Origin of the sequence: Modicisalibacter radicis (genome assembly GCF_900961225.1) — a bacterium.
In the GTDB taxonomy this organism is placed as follows: domain Bacteria; phylum Pseudomonadota; class Gammaproteobacteria; order Pseudomonadales; family Halomonadaceae; genus Modicisalibacter.
The window spans coordinates 86738-107027 of record NZ_CAAHFN010000098.1 but is presented as its reverse complement, the minus strand read 5'-3'; the positions used below and the strand labels follow the sequence as shown (position 1 = coordinate 107027).

Genomic DNA, 20290 nt, shown 5'->3' with positions numbered 1-20290 from the left:
GAAACCTGAGACTTCTCACACCGGGACGAGGCGCCTGATGCATATCGGTTTACTGGAAGACGATCACGACCAGCAGGATTTCATCCGGCAGTGCCTGGACGGCGAGGCTATCCGGGTCAGCGCCTTCGAACGCGCCAGCCAGTTCGAGCGTGCCATGCGCGAGGAAGCCTTCGACCTGGTGATCATCGACTGGTATCTGCCCGATGCCTCGGGCATGGACGTGATGGGCCAGCTGCGCCAGCACCACGGCTGGAACGGACCGGTGCTGTTCATTACCGCCAGCGACGGCGAGGACGACGTGGTGACGGCACTCGAACGCGGCGCCGACGACTTCCTCGCCAAGCCGCTGCGTCCCGCCGAACTGCGCGCCCGTATCGCCGCGCTCGGCCGACGTGCCGGGCTACGCACCACGGCCAGCAAGGAGCGGATCGGCCCTTTCGAGCTCAACCATGAACAGCGCTGTATCCAGCTCAGCGAGTGCGAGGTGAAGCTGACCGACCGCGAATTCCGCCTGGCCAGCCTGTTCTTCACTCAACCGGGCCAGTTGTTCTCGCGCGGCCAACTGCTGGAATTGATCTGGGGCATCAGCGCCGACGTCACGACACGTACCGTGGACACGCATGTCAGCCGGCTGCGCCAGAAGCTCGAACTCGACGGTCGCCACGGGTTGCGTCTGCGCAGCGTCTACCAGCATGGCTACCGGCTGGAGCAGCAATAGCCCAGCCGGGCATTGCGCCCTTCTGACACTTGCTTACATTTTCTTCGACAAATAATTAACGCCTGCTTGTCATGGCGCCTATACTTGCCTCACTCGCCCTCAATTCGCCGCCATCCGACACAGCCAGTTCATTAGTAGATTCAATAATAAGAACCAAGAAAATCTTACCGAAAGCTGTCGTCGCTTCTCTGAATCCCTCCCCGCGTGCGGCTGGCCATTGGGCTTTCCCACCTGTCTTGTCTGAAAAAGGCGCTTTTTGATGCTCCGCAATGAAAGCTGTATCCTCGCCAACCTCAACCAGTTTTTTCCGCTGGGTGAGAACGAGCAGCAACTGCTCAAGGAACTCGAGAAAACCCCCCATCGCGTCACCGAGAAGCAGGTCCTATGGGCGGCCGGCGACAAGGTCGATCAGCTCTATACGCTCAAGAGCGGCTGGGCCTATACCTGCCGCGACAACCTCGATGGCGCCCGGCAGGTCGTCGATATCGTGCTCCCCGGCGATGTCCTCGGCCTGCGCGAACTCACCTTCGCGACTCACCTCTCACAGGCCCAGATGATCACCGAGGGCGTCATCTGCCCTTTCCCCAATCACAAGATCATCGATATCATCGAAGCTTCGACGCCATTGACGGTCGCCCTGCTCGCCTCGTTGTCCAGGCAGGAATCCATCCTGACCGAACGCATGCTGATGTCGATTCACCGCAGCGCGCGTTCACGCATCGCACATTTCATCGTCGAAACCTATACCCGCCTCAACCGTGTCCGCAGCATTGACTTCGACTCGTTCTACCTGCCGATTTCCCAAAAGGTCCTGGGTGAAATACTCGGCCTGACCTCGGTTCATATCAGTCGCTCGCTGACCTCCATGGAAAGGGAGCGCGTGCTGATAAAGCATCGCGATCACATCCAGGTCCTGGATCGCGAAAAGCTCTACGAAGAGGCGGATTTCGACGGGAGTTACATCAGCGACAACATGAACGGGCTGCGCGAGCGCCTGAAACAGCACGGCTTTCGCTGACCGACGACGGCGACGCGAGATGGACCGAAACTCCGCACGCTTAGCGCGTCGTCTCGCGATCCACCTGTGACGCCGGGTCCCGGTCATTCTCGGTCTCACCCTCGGCCGCGGCGCCGCTATCGAGTTCCAGGCGGGCGCGATCGACCAGCTCGCTGGGCAGTTCCTTCTTGACCGCCACGCCCAGCTCCTTGAACTCGGCGGTCTGCTTGATCAGGTTGCCCTTGCCGCTGACCAGCTGGTTCATCGCCCGGTCGTAACTGCCCCGTGCGCTGTCGAGCTTTTTACCAACGTCTTCCATGCTGCCCAGGAAGGTCGCCAGCTTGGAGTAGAACTTCTCGGCGCGATTGGCGAGCTCGGCGGTATGCTTGCTCTGATCCTCGAAGCGCCACAGCTGGCGGACGATATTGAGGCTGGTCAGCAGCGTGGTCGGCGTGGCGACCAGCACGTTGTTCTCGATGGCGCGCTGGTAGAGCCCTTCGTCGTGCTTGAGCGCCTCGACGTAGGCCGACTCCACCGGCACGAACATGATCACCACTTCCGGCGAGTTGAGCCCCGGCAGATCGTAGTAGTGGCGATCGGCCAGTTCGGTGATGCGCTCGCGCACCGCCTGGCAGTGCTCGGCCAGTGCCTGGCGCCGCGTCGCGTCGTCGTCGCCGTTGACGTAGCGGGTATAGGCGGCCAGCGAGGTCTTGGCGTCGATCACCAGGTGCTTGCCCTGCGGCAGGTAGACGATCGCGTCGGGGCGCTTGCGGCCCTCTTCGGTGGTAAAGCTGATCTCGCGCTGGTAGTCGGTGCCCAGCCGCAACCCGGCGCCGTCGAGCACGTTCTCGAGCATCAGCTCGCCCCAGTTGCCCTGGATCTTCTTCTGCCCCTGCAGCGCGGTGGTCAGCTTGTCGGCCTGATCGGTGATCGCGCGGTTGAGGTTCTGCAACTGCTGCAGCTCGGTGCGCAGCTGCACGCGCTGCTCGCTCTCCTGCTGATGGATCGACTCGACCTTCTCGCGAAAGCCTTTCATCTCGGACTGGATAGGCTGCAGAAGACCGCCTATTCGTTCCGAGGAAAGCTCCGAGAAGGCCTTGCCCTTGCGCTCGAGGATCTCGTTGGCGAGGTTCTCGAATTCCTGCTTGAGGGTATCGCGGCTCTCCTTGAGCAATTCGAACTGCTCGCGAAAATGCTGCTGCTTGGCGTCGAGCTGGGTGGTCGCCGACTGGAGCGCCTCGCGCAGCTCGGCGACTTTCTCCTGGCTGGCCTCGAGCGCCAGTTGCGCCTCGCGGCGCTGGCTTTCCAGGCGCTGACGCTCGGCGTCGCGCTCGCGCAGGCGTTCGTCGAAGCCTTCGCGCAGATTGTCCTGATGCGCCCTGACTCCGGCCAGCTCGGCTTCCAGCCGGGCCCGGGCGAGTTGCGCCTCGCGCTGCTCGTCCTGCTGGCGGGCCAGGCGATCCTCGAGTCCGGCGACTTCCTCTCGCGCCGCCTGCAGGCGCCGTCCGCCACGCATGCTGGCCAGACTCCAGGCCACGACGAAGGCGACCAGCGCCGCCAGGGCGCCGGTCAGAATCGGATCGAACGGCATGGACCTTTCCTCTCCAAGACAACGATGACGGCGGTCATGATAAGGCCCGTACGCTCAGTGTGTCGCACCGCGTCCGACCAGGCGCCGGACCAGCATCACCGCGCCCAACGCCAGCGCACCGACGACCAGCCCGACCAGCATGTTGAGCAGCGACGGGCCGAGGCCATGAACCACCGCATCGAGCCCGGGCACGGCGAAATCGCTCTCGGCGACGCCCTCGACCAGATGATGCAATACCGGAATGCCATGGGTCAGAATGCCGCCACCGACCAGGAACATTGCCAGCGTGCCGATCACCGAGAGGCTCTTCATCAGGTAGGGCGCGCCGGCGAGCAGGCCGCGCCCGATCGCGTTGAGCAGACCCTTGCAGCGGCTGAGGTACAGCCCCAGGTCGTCGAGCTTGACGATCCCGGCGACCAGGCCATAGACCCCCACGGTCATCAGCAGTCCGATGCCCACCAGCACCGCGACCTGCTGACCCAGCGAGACGCCGGCCACCGTGCCCAGGGTAATGACGATGATCTCGGCGGAGAGGATGAAGTCGGTGCGCACCGCGCCCTTGATCTTGCCGCGCTCGAAGGCGCGCATGTCGATCTGCTCGTCGGCCATCGCCTCGACCCGCCGACGATGCTCGTCATCCTCCTCGTCGCGGTGCAGGAACTTGTGCGCCAGCTTCTCGACGCCCTCGTAGCAGAGATACGCGCCGCCGAGCATCAGCAGCACGGTCACCGCCCAGGGCAGGAAGGCACTGATCAAAAGCGCCGCGGGGATCAGGATCAGCTTGTTGAGCAGCGACCCGCGGGCCACCGCCCAGACTACCGGCAACTCGCGATCGGCCTTGACGCCGGTGACCTGCTGGGCGTTGAGCGCCAGATCGTCGCCCAGCACGCCGGCGGTCTTCTTGGCCGCCACCTTGGTCATCAACGAGACGTCGTCGAGGATCGTGGCGATGTCATCGATCAGTGTCAGCAGACTGCTACCGGCCACAGCGGAACCTCCCGTATGTTTAGCGCCAGCTTACTGGCTCACGCCCCTTGCCGTCGCCCTGTTTGTCGAGGATTTCGCACCCGGCGGCCGATGCCGCAACCCCTGGCCGCGTCGTCTACGCTAGAGGCAGCGATATGTAGCACGCTCATGGCTCCGGCCTGGAATCACAACGCAAGGAATCGCAATGAATCGACTCCCTCTCGGCCACAGCGGCCTGAAAACCGATCCGCTGATCTTCGGCGGCAATGTCTTCGGCTGGACCCTCGACGAGCGCCAGTCGTTCGAGATGCTCGATGCCTGGCTGGACGCCGGCTTCTCCAGCGTCGACACCGCCGATGTCTATTCGCGCTGGGTCGACGGCCACAGCGGCGGCGAGTCCGAGCGCGTGCTCGGCGCCTATTTCAAGGCGCGTGGCAATCGCGACAAGGTACTGCTGGCCACCAAGGTCGGCATGGACATGGGCAACGGCAACAAGGGGCTCTCCCGGGGCCATATCCAGCGCGCGGTGGAGGCCTCGCTCAAGCGGCTGCAGACCGATTACATCGACCTCTACCAGTCCCACGTCGACGATGCCGACACCCCTCTGGAGGAGACCCTCGGGGCCTACGATCGGCTGATCGAGGCGGGCAAGGTCCGCATCATCGGCGCCTCGAACCACACCGCCGACCGGCTCGACGAGGCCAGCCAGGTCGCCCAGAAGAACGACCTGCCGCGCTACGAGACGCTGCAGCCGTTCTACAACCTGTACGACCGCGACGATTTCGAGGCCGAGCTGGCGCCGCTGTGCCTCAAGTACGATATCGGCGTGATCCCCTACTTCTCGCTGGCCAGCGGCTTCCTCACCGGCAAGTACCGCTCTCGCGAGGACGCCCGGGGCAGGGCCCGCGAAGGCTTCGTCGACAAGTATTTCGATGAGCGCGGCATGCGCATCCTCGACGCGCTCGACGACGTCGCCAAGCGCGTCGACGCCACCCCGGCGGCGGTATCGCTGGCCTGGCTGATGGCCCAGCCGGCGGTCACCGCGCCGATCGCCAGCGCCACCTCGCAGAAACAGCTCGTGCAGATGGTCACCGCCACCCGGCTGGAGCTCGATGATGCCGCGCTGCGTCAGCTCAGCGAGGCCAGCACCCCCGACAGGAACTAGTCGGGCCACGTTTGGTCGGGCCACGTTTGGTCGGGCCACGTTTGGTCGGGCCACGTTTGGTCGGGCCACGCCTGGTCGGGCCACGCCTGGCCGCCACGCCTGGACTGTGCATTCCCCGAACGCCTTCTATTCTTAGCGAAGCATCGCCACACGATTGGCCGACAGGCTCATGGAAGCGACGATCATCCGTCAGCAAAAATCGGGAAATCCGGAACAGCGCCAACATTTCGCCTTGCGCGAACCCACCACGGATCGCCGCGAAACGACTCATTACTCCAAGCATGTCGCGAAGTCGAGCATCTATACCGAAAGCTCGCTGCATCCCGTGCTGACCTCGACCCTGGTCGCCGGAGCCGTGCTCGGTGTCGTCGCGCTGGCCAGGCGGCGGCGCTGATACCGTAGGATTGCGCCACCTTCAAGGCCGGCAAGCCGCCCCGCGCGCTTGCCGGCTTTTTCTTTGTTGCCTGCCCGCCGGCCTGCCCTGACAATAGCGCTGTATCCGGACACCGACAGTATCGACTTCCAGCCTGGTCCTGCTGCATACGCCGGGTCACCCGATCAAGGCATGAAGAGATCGCGGGTCGAGGTTCAGGACATCGCCATGCCCGAGGAGGTGGAGACCGCCATGCGCCTGCAGATGGCCGCCGAGCGCAAGCGCCGCGCGACGGCATGCTTGGCGGAGCGGCCAGCGGCAGCCGAGCCCTTCAGGCACCGATCAGAAAAAGTGTGTAAAGCCGGGTCGTCGATGGCCCGGTTTTTTTGAATTCATCGGGCACACGGAGACCCACGCAACCGGCAAGGTCGTCGTCGATGCCAGGGCGGCGCGACTGGCCAGTCGCCCTACCACAGATCCGGCCCGCGCACATCACGGCGCGTCAACTCTGGGCCATGGGCCAGTCGGGGCACTTATCGGTAGAATGACCACCATCGGGGATTAGGACGCTCATCATGCTGCACCGTGGGTTCGCTGCACGCCATGGCATTCCACTGATCATGATCCTGGCCATCCTGATGACGCTTCCTGGCGCCCCTCAAGCCGACACCTCGATCAAGCCACTGCAGAACTGGGAGTATCGCTGGGGAGACTCTCCGCTGGATTCCGACGGCTCTCCCCTGTGGCTGCATGAGAGTTCGACGCATTGGCACTCGATCGGCTTTCCCGCCAACCCGCCTGGGCGTGATGGCCGACAGCATGTCTGGTTCCGCACCGTGCTGCCCGAGGGCGGCTGGAACGACCCCGTGCTCTACATCACCAGCATCGATCTGATCGGGCAGCTCTACCTGGGCGGCGAGCCGATCTATCGATACGGGGAGTTCGACGCCCAGGGCCGTGGCGACTTTGCCGGCTGGCCCTGGCACATGATCGACCTGCCCGGGAACTTTGCCGGTCAGCCACTCCATATCCGCGTGTTCTCCGATTATACCGGCATCGGCCTGTGGGGCGAGGTTCAGGTAATGGAGCGCCTCGACGTGCTGAAGCAGGTGATCCAGGACTCGGCTCAGGATCTCGCGGTTAGTGCGTTCGTTCTGGTGCTGGCCACCCTGGCCTCGATCTTCTCGCTGATCGGACCCGAACGACGGGGATTCGGCGCCATCGCCCTGTTTGCAGGCGCGTCAGGTCTCATGCTGCTGGCCGAGACGCCGGCTCGCCAACTGCTCGCCGACGACGCGCTGGCCTGGGATACACTGCGGGCGGGCAGCTACTATACGCTACCGGTCGCCCTGGGGCTGTTGCTGAGTCACTGGCTCGAGGGCACTGCCAGGCGATGGATGAAGCGGCTATGGACGCTGCACCTGGCCTACCTGGCGACCGCCATAGGCCTGGTTCAGGCCGGCATCGTCAGCCTCTCGCTGACCTTTCCGGTGTTCGACATGCTGCTGGCGGTGACGCTACCGACCATGCTGCTGCTCGCCCTGTTCCGCTTTCCCCAACTGAGCCTCGAGCAGCGCTTGCTGGTGCTCAGCTTCACCTTTTTCGCCCCGTTGCTGTTGGCCGACATGCTGGTGGCCCACGGTTTCATGCCCTGGCGACCGGTTCCCTTGAGCTACGGCACCCTCGCTTTTTCATTGGCCAATGCCACGATTTTTCTATGGCACTACCGGCACACCCAGCAGCAGCTGGCGATCGCCAACGAAAACCTCGAGCAGCAAGTGGCATCGCGCACGGCGGAGCTTGACCGCCTCGTTCATGAGCTGGAAGGCCTCTCCTTCGAAGATCCTCTCACCGGCCTTCACAACCGGCGCCATTTCAACACGGTGTTCGACCACGAATGTTGCCGGGCTCGACAACACAGCAGCCAACTATCGCTGCTGATGCTGGACGTGGATCATTTCAAACGGATCAACGACCGCTTTGGCCACGAGGCGGGGGATGCCGTGCTGGTAGAGATTGCCTCGCTGCTCGACCGGCACTTCGAAGGCCAGGGCGTGATCTGCCGGTTCGGGGGCGAGGAATTTGTCGTCCTGCTTCCGGCGACCTCGGGGAACGACGCGGAAGCCCGGGCCAACGCCCTGCTGACCACGGTATCCCATCGGGCACTGAACTATCAGGGCACCCCCCTGGCACGCATCACCCTCTCCTGCGGGATAGCCACCCATCCCGACCACAGCCACGCCCCCGAGAAGCTGCTACGGCTCGCCGATGAAGCGCTTTACCAGGCCAAGCAGAGCGGCCGCAACCGCTGCATCGTCTGGACCGACTCGCTTGAGGCTCAGGGTTTCATGCCCGGTAGACAGCAACCGGAGTAGTCAGCCGCGGTCACCGCGCCGATCGGCAATGCCTCCAGGCGCGATGGATTGGTCTCGTCATCCGCTGACTAGGCGAGATTCCCCCGGTGAGCGGCGAAACGCTTGAGTTGCATCTCGTGCAGCCGGCTCAGCGTACGACGGAAGGCAAAAGCCAGATAGCCCTGGGTATAGAGCGAATCGAGTGGCACCTCGGCTTCGATATAAAGCGGAATGCCGCGGTCGTAACATTCATCGACCAGGGCGATGAAGCGCCGCACACCATCGTCATGGCGCGACAGGCTGGGCAGTTCGCGATCGCCGGCATCGACACGCTGCACGCCATCCTCAGTGCCACGGGCGATGGACGCCGCTTGCGGTGCTGCGCTCAGTCTCGGCACTTCGCTCAGCAATAGCTGGCTGAAGCGGTCGCACAGTGCGATGAAATCGAGCGCCGAAAGCGGCTGCTCGCACAACGCGGCGTAGCGACACCAGAGCACCGACGCACTGCGGCGTTCGACCTCGATGGTGCGATGGCCGAGCGTCAACGCCTCGGTGGACTCAGCTTGGCCTGCGGCCAGTTGTGCGTACACCGATGCCAACGGAGTTGCCTGGCCGCGCCAAGCAGTTTCGACGACCCAGTAGCGGCGCTGGTGTGGTCCGGGACGCAGGCGATGATCCTGCCCCGCATGCAGCGCAACCACCCGGGTATGTGCCTGAATCGCGGCAATAGCCGGCATCAGGCGCTCACGATTGAAACCGTCAGCATACAGCTGATTGGGCTTCTGATTGGAAGTGACCACCAGCACTACACCACGATCGAACAGCGCGGTCAGCAGCCCACCGAGGAGCATCGCATCGGCGATATCGCTGACGAACAGTTCGTCGAGACATAGTACCCGGAGCTCGGTGGCAAGCTCCTCGGCGAGCCGGACGAGCGGGTCGCGGCTGCCCGAGAGCTGAAACTGGCGACGATGGACCCAGCGCATGAAGTGATGGAAATGCTGGCGCCGTGCGGGCACCGCCAGGGCGCGATGGAAGCTGTCCATCAACCAGGTCTTGCCGCGCCCGACCGGCCCCCAGAGATAGACGCCGGGGATCCCGTCGCGCGGCCCCCGGTGAGGATTGCTTGCATGCAGCCTCTGGTGGCAGGCGTCGAGTTCGGCCACCGCCGCATGCTGCGCCGGGTCATCGACTAACTCGCCGTCGTGAATCGCCTGTCGGTAGGCCGCCGCCGGCGAAGGCGCCATGCTCATTGCTTGCGGTGCTCCTGTCCTAGCGGGATACCATGTCCAAGGTAATAGAGAGACGATACCGGAAAACCAGATCCCGGGCAGACTGCGGGCCCGGACTGGCCCGCGCGTGGCGGGCCAGGATCAGACCGTGGCGGCATCCAGCCGCCGGCTCATGACGGTCACGGACTCGCCATGGTAATTCAGCGCTTCGCGGTCCCGCCAGCCCAGCCTTCGATACAGCGCCTGCTGGTCGGGCGTGTAGAGATGGAAGTGGTGGATACCATTGGCCAGCGCTTCCGCCTCGACCCGCCGCACCAGGCGCGAAGCGACACCGTGACCGCGCCATTCGGCCAGCACGAATACCGAGGCCAGCCAGGGCGTCAACTCACGCCGGACGCTCATGTCATCGGCGACCAGACTCGCCGTGCCCATTGGTGTATCACCGCTCATCGCCACGAACACCGAGGGCACGCCGCACTCACCGCACTGCGCATGGAACTCCCGGCGATACGCCGCGGCCGGAGTCTCGGGGTGCAGGTGCCCCCAGGCATCATGGACCCAGCCCGCCACGGTCCCTGGCGTGGGGCAAAGCGGCATGCAGCCTGACGATAGCGGTGGACTCGGTCACGCACATTCTTCTTTTCGGGTTCTGAACGGCGCCGTCCGCCACGGCTGGATGCCGGTCAGGGCGTGCTGCTTCAGCTGTGCACTGACCATGTCTGACGGCAGGCTTGAAATTTATTTAAATTCAAATTTAAATAAAGCCATGAGTGCTTCAAAATCCCGGCGGCGTGGCCGTCCCAAAATCGATGCGGGCGACCAGCGTGAAAAGTTACTCGACGCAGCGGTAACCTTGTTCAGCGAGCATGGGATCGCTGCCACGCCTCTCAATGCCATCACTCGGTATGCCAAGGTGACCCCCGCTCTTTTGCACTACTACTTCGGCAACAAGCCGCAACTGGTACAGGCGGTAGTGGAGGAGCGCGTGCTGGCACGGCTCAGACCGGTCGCCGAAACCGCCGGACAGCTCGATCGAGGACTGCCACCGCGTGAGGCCATCGAGACATTCACACGGCATTTCATCATGACCGTGGCGTCCATTCCCTGGTTGCCCCAGCTGTGGGTCAAGGAGGTATTCGCCACCAATGGCCAACTGCGCGAGGTTTTGCTTAGCGAGTTGGCTCCACCGCTGACCCACGGCCTGCGCCGGTTGGTGGAGCGCGGTCAGGCAGAAGGCAGCATCAATCCCAATGTGGATGCGCGGCTGGTACCCATTTCGCTGATAGGCCTGAGTGTGTTCGCGCTGGCTACGCGACCACTCTGGTCACAACTGCCCGACTGCGACGACATCGATACGCGGGGTCTGACCGATCATGTGTTGGCGTTGCTGGACACCGGTCTGGGAGTCCCTCATGCGTCCGCTTAAATGCCTTCTGTCGGCCCTGACCTTGTGTCTGCCAATACTGCTGGCCGGCTGCGACGGGCCCGACGAGGGGCTACCCGGTACCGTGGAATGGGATCGAATCGACATCCTCGCCGACGTTTCCGAGCCCGTCGTCGCGCTGTCCGTGCACGAGGGTGACCAGGTCCAGCGCGGCCAGTTGCTGCTACGCCTGGATCCACGCCGCGTTCAGGCACAGCTCGATACCGCACGCGCCAACCTGGCTAGCCTGCAAGCCACTCTCGACGAGTTGCGACACGGCGCCCGCCAGGAAACCATCGACGCCGCCCGTGCCGCCCTCGCCGAAGCGCAAAGCAACCAACACAATGCTCAATTGGCCTATGACCGGGCGCGTCGGCTATTCGCGAGTCACAACCTGGCCCGGTCCCAACTCGATGACGCCGAGAATACGCTCCACATGAACTCGGCGCAGACCCGCAACCGGCAAGCCCAACTGGACGAGCTACTGCATGGCACGAGAATCGAGGAACTGGAACGAGCGCGAGCCAATGTAGCCGGCGCCGAGGCCGAAGCCGCCAGACTGACCGTCACTCGTCAACGTCTCGATGTCACTGCACCGGCGCCAGGGCGGGTCGATGCTCTGCCGCATCGTCTCGGTGACCAGCCCGTACAGGGGGCCACCCTGGTCAGCCTGCTCGGCGGCGAGGCACCCTATGCAAGAATCTTTCTTCCCGAAAGCTGGCGCGCCCAGGCGCATCCCGGAGAGCGTTTCCGGATCAAGGTGGATGGAATCGATAAAACCTTCGAGGCCCATCTGCGCAGCGTACGCAGCGATCCTGCCTTCACCCCTTACTACGCCCTGACCGGCGACGACGCCACCCGTCTCTCCTACCGCGCGGAACTGGTGCTCGAAGGAGCGAGCGCCCACGATTTGCCGGCCGGCGTGCCCTGCCACGTTTGGCCGCACGACGGGGACGACGATGACCACGACGAGCGCTGAACACCAGAGCGAACCGGCGATCGTCGCGCAGGGCCTGACCCGGCGCTTCGGCGAATTCACCGCGGTCGACGACCTCGCATTGCAGGTGCCGCGCGGTCAGGTCTACGGGTTCCTGGGTCCCAACGGCTGCGGCAAGTCGACCACCATTCGCATGCTCTGCGGCCTGCTCACCCCCAGCGCGGGAACCGTCCGCGTGCTCGATCTCGATGTTCCCCGCCAGGCCCGAGCGCTCAAGGCGCGCATCGGTTACATGACCCAGACCTTCTCGCTCTATCGCGACCTGAGCGTGATAGAGAACCTGCGTTTCGTCGCACGGCTCTATGGCTTCGACCACCATCGAGCGCGCCAACGCCTGGACACCCTGATCGCCATCTACCGCCTCGCGGAACTCACCGGTCAGCTTGCTGGAACGCTGAGCGGTGGTCAGCGCCAGCGCCTGGCCCTGGCGGCGGCAGTGCTCAACGAGCCCGAACTGCTGTTCCTCGACGAACCGACCAGCGCCGTCGACCCGCAGTCGCGCCGCGACTTCTGGGAGGCGCTGTTCGCCCTCGCCGATGCCGGTACCACCCTACTGGTCTCCACCCACTACATGGATGAAGCGGAGCGCTGCCACCGCCTGGCGATCCTGCAGCGCGGTCGACTGATGGCAGAGGGTACGCCACAGCATCTCAAGCATACGCTTCCCGGCGTGTCGCTATTGGTCGAATGCGCGACCCCGCGCCGCGCCCAGCAGGCGTTGGTCGGACTCGAGACCGTGCGTTCCTGCGCCCAGATCGGCGCCAGCCTGCGCGTGCTGGTGTCGGATGCCAACGCTGAGCCGGCAATCCGCGAGCACCTGCGTGCAGCCGGCATCGACGCCCGGGTGGCGACCGCCGAAGCCAATCTGGAAGACGTGTTCGTCGCCGCCACCCATCGAGAGGGGCAGGCATCATGAGCAGGATCAACTTGCGCCGACTGTTTGCGGTGATGCTCAAGGAGATCTATCAGCTACGCCGAGATCGGCTGACCTATGCGATGATCGTCGGCATCCCGGCGATGCAACTGCTGCTGTTCGGCTACGCCATCAATCTCGACGTGCGCCACCTGCCCGCCGCACTCATCGATCAGGCGCAGAGTGCCCACAGCCGCCAGTTGAGCGACGAACTGCAACAGTCACAGGTGTTCGACTTCCGCATTGCCGGCCACGATCCGGCGGCGGTGAACGATCTGCTGCGGCGCGGCCAGGTAAAGGTTGCGCTGGTGATTCCCAGCGACTTCGAGCGACGCGTGGCCATGGGGACGACACCGTACCTGCAACTGATCGTCGACGGCACCGATCAGGTGGTCCAGCAGACGGCGCGCCAGGTGGCCCGTTTTCCAGTCGTCGATTACCTACGCGGCGACCCCGTCACGCCGAGCGCCTCCCCCATCGAGGTGGTCAGTTACTACAACCCACAACGTCAGGCACCGCTGAATACCGTGCCCGGACTGATCGGCGCCATCCTTACCCTGACCCTGGTAATGTTCACGGCCATCGCTCTGGTGCGCGAACGCGAGCGCGGCAACCTGGAATTCCTGATCACCACACCACTCTCCTCCGCCGAACTGACGGTCGGCAAGGTACTGCCGTTCATTGCCATTGGCCTGGCACAGACGACACTGATACTGCTGCTTGGCCACTGGATCTTCGATGTGCCGGTGCGTGGCGGCCTGTTCGACCTCTACCTCGCTTCATTGGTGTTCATCATCGCCAGCCTGGCTCTGGGCATCCTACTGTCGACGCTGGTCGCCAGCCAGTTCCAGGCCATGCAGGCGGCGATACTCACCTTCCTGCCACAACTACTGCTGTCGGGATTCATGTTCCCCTTCGAAGGCATGCCACGTCCCGCGCAGTGGCTTGCCGAACTGTTGCCGCTGACCCACTTCGTACGCCTGGCGCGCGGCATCATGCTACGCGATGCAGCACTCGGCGAGCTGTGGGTCGATTTCGCCGCAATGGCACTGTTCGCCGGCGTGGCGATGGTGGTCGCCACCTGGCGGGTACGCATGCGCCTCGATTGAGCGACGTCAGACGTCAAGCGAGTTGAAACGGATAGACATCGCCGATCTCGAGAATCCGCGTCAGTTCGTCGAGCGCGGTCAACGTCTCGTCGGCGAGCTGCGGATCGGCGAGATCCGCCGGAGTCAGCGAGTCACGGTAGTGGCGCTCGACCCAGCCGGTGAGTTCGCCGTACAGCGCGTCGTCGAGCAGCACCCGTCCCGATAGCCCGGCGCGCTCGACCTCAGAGAGCGGCACCCGCAGGCGCAGACAGGCAGGCCCGCCGCCATTGCGCATGCTCTGCTTGACGTCCTTGACCATCACCTCGTTGATCGGGTTGTGGCCGGCCAGCAGCAGGTCCTGGATCGTCCGCCACACCGCCTCGTTCTCCTGGCACTCGCCGGGTACCACCAGGGTCATCGCCCCCGAGCCGTCCGGAGCGGAGAGCAGCTGCGAGTTGAACAGGTAGGTGCTCACCGCGTCGTCGAGACTCACCGCCTCGACGGGCACGCGCACCGGGATCAACGGCGAGGCCATCTTGCGCCGCAGCTCGTCGAGGGTCCTTTGCTCGTCGAGGAAGGCCATCTCGTGGTAGAGCAGTACCGGGCCGTTGCCCACCGCGATCACGTCATTGTGGAACACGCCGGCGTCGATGGCGCCGGGATGCTGCTGGGCGAACACGGTCCGATCCTCGCCGAGGCCGTGCTGGCGAGCCACTGCCTGGCTGGCTTCCAGCGTCTGGCGCGCCGGGTAGCGCCCGGGCTCGCGCTTGGCGTCGCCGTCGAACGCCTGGCGACCGTAGACATAGAGATGCACGCCGGGCGCGTTATGCTCGGCGGCGAGCCGGGTGTGGTTGGCCGCGCCCTCGTCGGCGAACGCCGGGGTCGCCGGCAGCGCCGGATGGTGGGCGAAGTGCATCGGGTCATGGAAGATCGCCGCCAGCACCCGCCCGGTGGTCTGCGGTTCGAGGAAGCGATGAAAGCTCGACTGCAGGTTGGCCGGGGTGAAATGCACCCGGCCGTCGGCGGCGTCGCGACTCGGGGTGATGGTGGCGGCGTTGGCCGTCCACATGCTCGAGGCCGAGCACACCGCACGCAACAGCTGCGGCGCCTCGCGCGCGGCGCGCTCGAGCACCTCGGCATTGCTGCCGCCAAAGCCCAGATCGCGCAGCGCACCGAGATCGGGGCGCTGCTGCGGCGGCAGCACCCCCTGGGCGTAACCGGCGTCGGCCAGCGCCTTCATCTTGGCCAGGCCCTGCAGCGCGGCCTCGCGAGGGTTGGAGGCCAGCCCGCCGTGGCGCATCGAGGCCACGTTGCCGTGGGCCAGCCCGGCGTAGTTGTGGGTGGGGCCGACCAGGCCATCGAAATTGACCTCGCGCACCCCGCGCCGGGTATCGGCATCGTTCGAGGTCGCGCTCATGAGCCCTCCCCCAGCGTCACGCCCGGCGGCAGGTTGTCGGGCAGCACCAGCGCCTCGCTCTCCATCGAGGCGATCGGGTAGGCGCAGTAATCCGCGGCATAGTAGGCACTGGGGCGATGGTTGCCGCTGTCGCCGATGCCGCCGAACGGCGCGTCGCTCGATGCCCCGGTGGTCTGACGGTTCCAGTTGACGATGCCGGCGCGAATGCGCAGCAGGAAGTCGTCCCAGTCGGCCTGGTCGCCGCCGATCAGTCCGGCGGAAAGCCCGTAGCGGGTGTCGTTGGCAAGCGCGATCGCCTCGTCCCAGTCGCGGTAGCGATGCACCTTGAGCAGCGGCCCGAAATGCTCCTCGTCGGGCACCGCCAGGCCGGTGACGTCGATCAGCGCCGGCGACAGCAGGCTGGTGTCGCCGACCAGGCGCTTCATGCGCGCGAGCACGGTGCCGCCCAGCGCCTCGAGTTTTTCCTGCGCTTCGAGCAGGCCGTCGGCCGCCGCCACGCTGACCAGCCCGCCATAGAACGGCGCCGGCTCGCTGAAGGGTGCGGCGACGTGCAGCCTGGCGATGGCATCGGTCAGCGCCTCGATCAGCCGGTCGCCGGCCCCCCCTTCGGGCACCAGCAGCCGCCGCGCGCAGGTGCAGCGTTGACCGCCGGAGAGAAACGCCGACTGCAGGATGGTCAATACCGCGGCATCCTCGTCCGGCACGTCCTTGACCACCAGCGGATTGTTGCCGCCCAGCTCGAGCGCCAGGATCTTGTCGACCTGGCCGGCGAACTGCTGGTGCAGCAGCTTGCCGATCCTGGCGCTGCCGGTGAACAACAGGCCGTCGATGTCGCCCGCGCCGGCCAGCGCCTGCCCCACCGACGCACCGCCCTGGACGAGGTTGATCACGCCGTCGGGCAGCCCCGCGGCCTGCCAGCACTGCAGCGTCAGGTCGGCGGTCATCGGGGTCTGCTCGCTGGGCTTGAAGACCACGCAGTTGCCGGCCAGCAGCGCCGGCACCATGTGTCCGTTGGGCAGGTGACCGGGGAAGTTGTAGGGGCCGAACACCGCCAGAACCCCGTGCGGGCGATGCCGCAGCACGGCCCTGGCACCGGCCACGTCGCGGCTGCGCTCGCCGGTACGCTCGCGATAGGCGGTGGCCGAGATGCCCACCTTGCCGATCATCGCGCCGACCTCGGTGCGCGCCTCCCACAGCGGCTTGCCGGTTTCGTGGGCGATGCTCTCGGCGAGTTCCTCGCGGCTGGCCTCGAGCGCGTCGCGGAAGCGCTCGACGACCGCCAGCCGGGCCTCGAAGCCCAGCCGCGCCCAGTCGGGAAACGCCTGGCGCGCGGCGGCTACCGCCCGCTCGACCTGCTCGGCGCTGGCGGCATCGGCCTGCCACAGGGTATTGCCGGTGATCGGATCGCTCTTGGCGAAGCGCTCGGCCTCGCCGTCGAGCCAGCGGCCGCCGATGAACAGTTGTTGCTTGGCGTTCATACATCGCTCCTGGTGATTGGTTTGTAAGCCGCGAGCCGCGAGAGGCAGCTTCAGTCAACACACAACGTTCGCCACCCCTTCGCTCGAAGCTCGAAGCTCGAAGCTCAGCTTTCGAGCACCCGCAGGGTATCGCCGCTGGTGACGCCCAGCCGGTGCGCCTCGGCGTCGGTCAGCGCCAGGCTGCCGTCCGCGTCGGGACCGCGGCCGACCCAACTGGCGCGAAAGTCTTCCATGCGGGTGGTCGACACCAGCCAGGCCGGCCGCCCGCCGTTCGACGCGCCGGCCCGCGAGTCGCTGACGATCTCCACCGGACACAGCCGGGAGTGACGCACCGCGCGCACGTCGTCGATGTAGGCTTCCACCGTGGGGCCGGCATCGAAGATGTCGATGTAGCCCTCCCAGCGCAGCCCCTCCTTCTTGAGCATCTCCAGCGCCGGCCGGGTGTGCGCGTGGACCTCGCCGATGCAGGCGCGCGCCTCGTCGCTCAGAAAGGTGGTGTAGATCGGGAACTTGGGCATCAATTCGCCGATGAAGCTCTTCTGGCCCAGCCCGGTGAGCCGGTCGGCCTCGTTGAAGTCCATCGGGAAGAAATGGCTGCCCAGGCACTGCCAGAAGGGGCTTATGCCGTTGTCGTCGAACTTGCCGCGCATCTCGGCGAGCACCTTGTCGGGGAAGCTGTCGCGGAACTGGGCCATGAACAACCAGCGCGCCTGGGAGAGCAAGGCACCATTGCGCTGGCCGCCGCGGTATTCCGGACGCAGGTAGAGCGAGGCCACCTCGGCGTCTCCGGTATGGTCCGAACTCAGAAACAGCGTGTCGATAGTACGGTGCAGGTCGAGCTGTACCGAGGAGTGAGCCAGCGTGCCCAGCCGGTAATGGTAGAACGGGACCTCGCGGCCCACCTGGGCCTCGATGGCGCAGCAGCCGGCCAGCTCGCCGCTGGCGTCGTCCTCGAGGACGAAGAAGTAGAGCCGGTCGTCGACCGGGGTCTGCTGCGCGAAGGCGCGCACCGCCGAGTCGATCTTGCCGGCCAGGAAGTCACGGTTGTCGGGCAGCGAGGTGAAGCCCACGCCGGTTTCCTGGGCGATCTGCTGCAGGCCGTCGATGTCGCCGCGGGCGATGGGACGAATGCGCATCACAGTTCCCCCTCGTCGATGGTGTCTTCCGCATCGGGCAGCGCCAGGGGCGTGGCAAGAACCGCACGACCCTCCTCGACGCCGAGCACCGCGGCATGCTCGGGCGAGAGCATCAACTGGCCGGTGGGCGACAGCGCATAGCGCGCCACCACGCAGCGGAAATCGCCGAGCTTCTGGTTGGCGATCAGCGCCGGCTCGGCGTCGGGCAGCGCACCGGCCGGCCGGATGCGCACCGGATGCCAGGTGCTGTGACGGAAGGTCGCCAGGCGCTCGCGATCGGCCTTGACCAGCGGACCGGCGTCGAAGATGTCGACGTGCCGCGAGCGCGCGAAGCCCTCGGCGAGCATCTCGGCCAGCGCCGGCTCGTGCGCCGGGTGCTCCTGACCGATCGCCGCGCGGGCCGCCGGGGTGAGCAGCGGCAGGTAGAGCGGGAACTGCGGCATCACCTCGGCGATGAAGCTCTTCGAGCGCACCCCGGCGAGGTGGTTCATCTCCTGATAGCCGCGGGCGAAGAAGTGCCGACCGACGCTATTCCAGAATGGCGACTCGCCGTCGTCGTCCAGGTAACCGGGGAAGGCGATCGCCAGGATCTCGGCGAAGCGTTCCGGATACTGGGCGATGAACATCAGCCGCGAGCGGCGCAGCAGGCTCTCGGCGCTGGTGCCCTTGTAGCGCGCATCCAGCGACAGTGCGCACAGCAGGCTGGCATCCGAGACCTCGTGGGACAGCGACAGCGTCTGCACCTCGCGACGCACGTTGAGCTGCTGCGAGGCGTGGATCAGCGTTTCCTGACGATAGGTGTAGTACGCCTCCTGGGCGCCGGCATGGGCGCGGATGGTGGCGGTGCCGACCACTTCGCCGCGATCCAGATCCTCGAGCACGAAGGTGTAGCTCTCGTCGCCGGGAAAATCGACCTCCCGGGACAGCGAGCGCTGCGAGCGGGTGATCCGCTCCTCGAGCCGGTCACGGTGCGTCGGCAGGTTGGTCAGACGTGGCGTGGCACTGCTTGCCAGACGCTCGAGGCCCGGCAGGTCGGCCGGCTTGGCGGGACGCACGACCAGCATGGCGCTTCCTCTCGTCGGTGGCATCGGCGAACTCATCGATGACGACTGGGTGTTCATGCCGACTCGACGAAGCGGGCGATGGCCCGGTCGAGACGCGCCATGCCCTCGTCGATGTCGGCTTCGGGAATCACCAGCGACGGCGCCATGCGCAGCACGTCGGGCCCGGCGATCAGCGCCATCAACCCCTCCTCGATGGCCAGCGGCAGGATCTCCTTGGCGCGCCCCTCGTACTCGGGCGCCATCTGCGCACCGATCAGCAGGCCCATGCCGCGCACGTCCTGGAACACCCCGTACTTCGAGTTGAGCCGGTCGAGATGCTCGCGGAAGCGCTCGTGACGGCGCTGGACGCCCGCCAGCACTTCCGGGGTATCGATGTATTCGAGCGCCGCCAGCGCCACCGCCGAGGCCAGGGCGTTGCCGCCGTAGGTGGAGCCGTGGGTGCCCGGCTTGAAGACCGGGGCGATGCGATCGGTGGTCAGCATCGCCCCCACCGGGAAGCCCCCGCCCAGCGACTTGGCGCTGGTCAGGATGTCCGGGGTCACGCCGTAGCGCATGTAGGCGAACAGGGTGCCGGGGCGGCCCATGCCCGACTGCACCTCGTCGAAGATCAAAAGCGCGTCGTGCTCGTCGCACAGCGCGCGCAGCCCTTCGAGGAACGCCTGGGTGGCCGGGACGATGCCGCCCTCGCCCTGCAGCGGCTCGACGATCACCGCGCAGGTATCGGCGTCGATCAGCTCGCGCACGCTTTCCAGGTCGTTGAATTCGCCATGGACGATGCCGCCGGGCACCGGACCGAACCCCTCGGAATACTTGGGTTGGCCACCGACGCTGACGGTGAACAGGGTGCGGCCGTGGAACGACTGGCGGAACGAGACGATCCTGGACTTGCGCTCGCCGTGAGTGTCGTGGGCCCAGCGCCGCGCCAGCTTGAGCGCGGCCTCGTTGGCCTCGCCGCCCGATGAGCACAGGTACGCCTTGTCGGCGAAGGTCCGTTCGACCAGCGCGCGGGCGAGCTTGAGTGCCGGCTCGTTGGTGTAGACGTTGGACAGGTGCCAGAGCTTGTCGGCCTGCTCCTTGAGCGCGCCGACCAGCACCGGATGGCAGTGACCCAGCGAATTGACCGCGATGCCACCGGCGAAGTCGACGTACTCGCGGCCCTCCTGGTCCCACAGGCGACTGCCCTCGCCGCGCACCGGGATCCTCTGCTGCGGCGCGTAGTTGGGCACCATGTAACGATCGAAATCGGCGCGGGTCGGGGTGTCGGTCATGGGGAGCTCCATCCGGTGGCAGGGATCGGTTGACAGGAATCGCGCGGCGATCGCCGAACGGCGCGGAACGACCCGCGTGTCGACGTTCGTGCACGACCCAGTCGAGTATA

The 20290-nt window shown here is 65.6% G+C and carries 18 protein-coding genes and 1 pseudogene; 10 read left to right on the top strand and 9 right to left on the bottom strand.

Features of this window, described 5'->3' with window-relative positions:
• Positions 1–37 precede the first annotated feature (37 nt).
• Complete coding sequence (locus HR9077_RS17655; RefSeq protein WP_136068615.1) at positions 38–718, top strand: response regulator transcription factor; 681 nt, start codon at positions 38–40, stop codon at positions 716–718.
• Between the two features lie 259 nt (positions 719–977).
• Positions 978–1736: a Crp/Fnr family transcriptional regulator gene (locus tag HR9077_RS17650; RefSeq protein WP_136068614.1), complete on the top strand. Its 759-nt coding sequence runs from the start codon at positions 978–980 to the stop codon at positions 1734–1736.
• A 40-nt stretch (positions 1737–1776) separates the two neighbouring features.
• Here HR9077_RS17650 and HR9077_RS17645 read toward each other — a convergent pair whose 3' ends face one another.
• Together HR9077_RS17645 and HR9077_RS17640 are read right to left on the bottom strand one after the other, a co-directional pair.
• Positions 1777–3306 carry a DNA recombination protein RmuC gene (locus HR9077_RS17645; protein ID WP_136068613.1) on the bottom strand — a complete coding sequence of 510 codons (1530 nt, stop codon included), beginning with the start codon at positions 3304–3306 and terminating at the stop codon, positions 1777–1779.
• A 54-nt stretch (positions 3307–3360) separates the two neighbouring features.
• Positions 3361–4293 (bottom strand): DUF808 domain-containing protein, encoded by a 933-nt coding sequence (locus tag HR9077_RS17640; protein ID WP_136068612.1) that lies wholly within the window; start codon positions 4291–4293, stop codon positions 3361–3363.
• A 184-nt stretch (positions 4294–4477) separates the two neighbouring features.
• Here HR9077_RS17640 and HR9077_RS17635 point away from each other — a divergent pair, with 184 nt between their 5' ends.
• From HR9077_RS17635 to HR9077_RS17620, 4 genes and pseudogenes are all read left to right on the top strand, one after another.
• Positions 4478–5437 (top strand): aldo/keto reductase, encoded by a 960-nt coding sequence (locus HR9077_RS17635; protein WP_136068611.1) that lies wholly within the window; start codon positions 4478–4480, stop codon positions 5435–5437.
• Between the two features lie 169 nt (positions 5438–5606).
• Entirely contained in the window at positions 5607–5831 is a 225-nt protein-coding gene (locus HR9077_RS17630; protein ID WP_136068610.1) for a hypothetical protein, read from the top strand.
• Between the two features lie 168 nt (positions 5832–5999).
• Positions 6000–6134: pseudogene (locus HR9077_RS17625) on the top strand (SPFH domain-containing protein); the annotation flags it as partial.
• A gap of 251 nt (positions 6135–6385) precedes the next feature.
• Complete coding sequence (locus tag HR9077_RS17620) at positions 6386–8185, top strand: diguanylate cyclase (RefSeq protein WP_136068609.1); 1800 nt, start codon at positions 6386–6388, stop codon at positions 8183–8185.
• Positions 8186–8253: 68 nt separating this feature from the next.
• Here the strand turns inward: HR9077_RS17620 and zapE are convergent, their stop codons facing one another.
• Entirely contained in the window at positions 8254–9417 is a 1164-nt protein-coding gene (zapE, locus tag HR9077_RS17615; RefSeq protein ID WP_136068608.1) for a cell division protein ZapE, read from the bottom strand.
• A 120-nt stretch (positions 9418–9537) separates the two neighbouring features.
• Complete coding sequence (locus HR9077_RS17610; protein ID WP_136068607.1) at positions 9538–9993, bottom strand: GNAT family N-acetyltransferase; 456 nt, start codon at positions 9991–9993, stop codon at positions 9538–9540.
• Between HR9077_RS17610 and HR9077_RS17605 the strand changes: the two genes are divergently transcribed.
• Genes HR9077_RS17605 through HR9077_RS17590 form a run of 4 tightly spaced genes read left to right on the top strand, consistent with a single transcriptional unit; the run spans position 9992 to position 13838 of the window.
• Entirely contained in the window at positions 9992–10822 is an 831-nt protein-coding gene (locus tag HR9077_RS17605; protein WP_136068606.1) for a TetR/AcrR family transcriptional regulator, read from the top strand. The two genes, HR9077_RS17610 and HR9077_RS17605, sit on opposite strands and share 2 nt — an antisense overlap.
• Positions 10809–11798, top strand: coding sequence for an HlyD family secretion protein (locus HR9077_RS17600; protein ID WP_136068605.1), 990 nt, complete (start codon positions 10809–10811; stop codon positions 11796–11798). Before HR9077_RS17605 ends, HR9077_RS17600 begins: the two co-directional genes overlap by 14 nt.
• Positions 11779–12732, top strand: coding sequence for an ABC transporter ATP-binding protein (locus HR9077_RS17595; protein ID WP_210725961.1), 954 nt, complete (start codon positions 11779–11781; stop codon positions 12730–12732). Before HR9077_RS17600 ends, HR9077_RS17595 begins: the two co-directional genes overlap by 20 nt.
• The gene (locus HR9077_RS17590; RefSeq protein ID WP_210725960.1) at positions 12729–13838 is read left to right on the top strand and encodes an ABC transporter permease; all 1110 of its coding nucleotides are present in this window, start codon (positions 12729–12731) and stop codon (positions 13836–13838) included. The genes HR9077_RS17595 and HR9077_RS17590 overlap by 4 nt, the downstream gene beginning before the upstream one ends.
• 13 nt (positions 13839–13851) lie before the next feature.
• Here the strand turns inward: HR9077_RS17590 and astB are convergent, their stop codons facing one another.
• The 5 genes from astB to HR9077_RS17565 form a co-directional block, all read right to left on the bottom strand.
• Positions 13852–15234, bottom strand: a complete 1383-nt coding sequence (gene astB / locus HR9077_RS17585) for an N-succinylarginine dihydrolase (RefSeq protein WP_136068604.1) — start codon at positions 15232–15234, stop codon at positions 13852–13854.
• A complete protein-coding gene (astD, locus tag HR9077_RS17580) occupies positions 15231–16712 on the bottom strand; it encodes a succinylglutamate-semialdehyde dehydrogenase (protein WP_136068603.1) in 1482 nt (493 codons plus the stop codon). Before astD ends, astB begins: the two co-directional genes overlap by 4 nt.
• 104 nt (positions 16713–16816) lie before the next feature.
• Entirely contained in the window at positions 16817–17848 is a 1032-nt protein-coding gene (astA, locus tag HR9077_RS17575) for an arginine N-succinyltransferase (RefSeq protein ID WP_136068602.1), read from the bottom strand.
• Positions 17848–18912 (bottom strand): arginine N-succinyltransferase, encoded by a 1065-nt coding sequence (locus HR9077_RS17570; protein ID WP_136068601.1) that lies wholly within the window; start codon positions 18910–18912, stop codon positions 17848–17850. Before HR9077_RS17570 ends, astA begins: the two co-directional genes overlap by 1 nt.
• Positions 18913–18965: 53 nt before the next feature.
• Complete coding sequence (locus HR9077_RS17565; protein ID WP_136068600.1) at positions 18966–20180, bottom strand: aspartate aminotransferase family protein; 1215 nt, start codon at positions 20178–20180, stop codon at positions 18966–18968.
• Between the last annotated feature and the right edge of the window lie 110 nt (positions 20181–20290).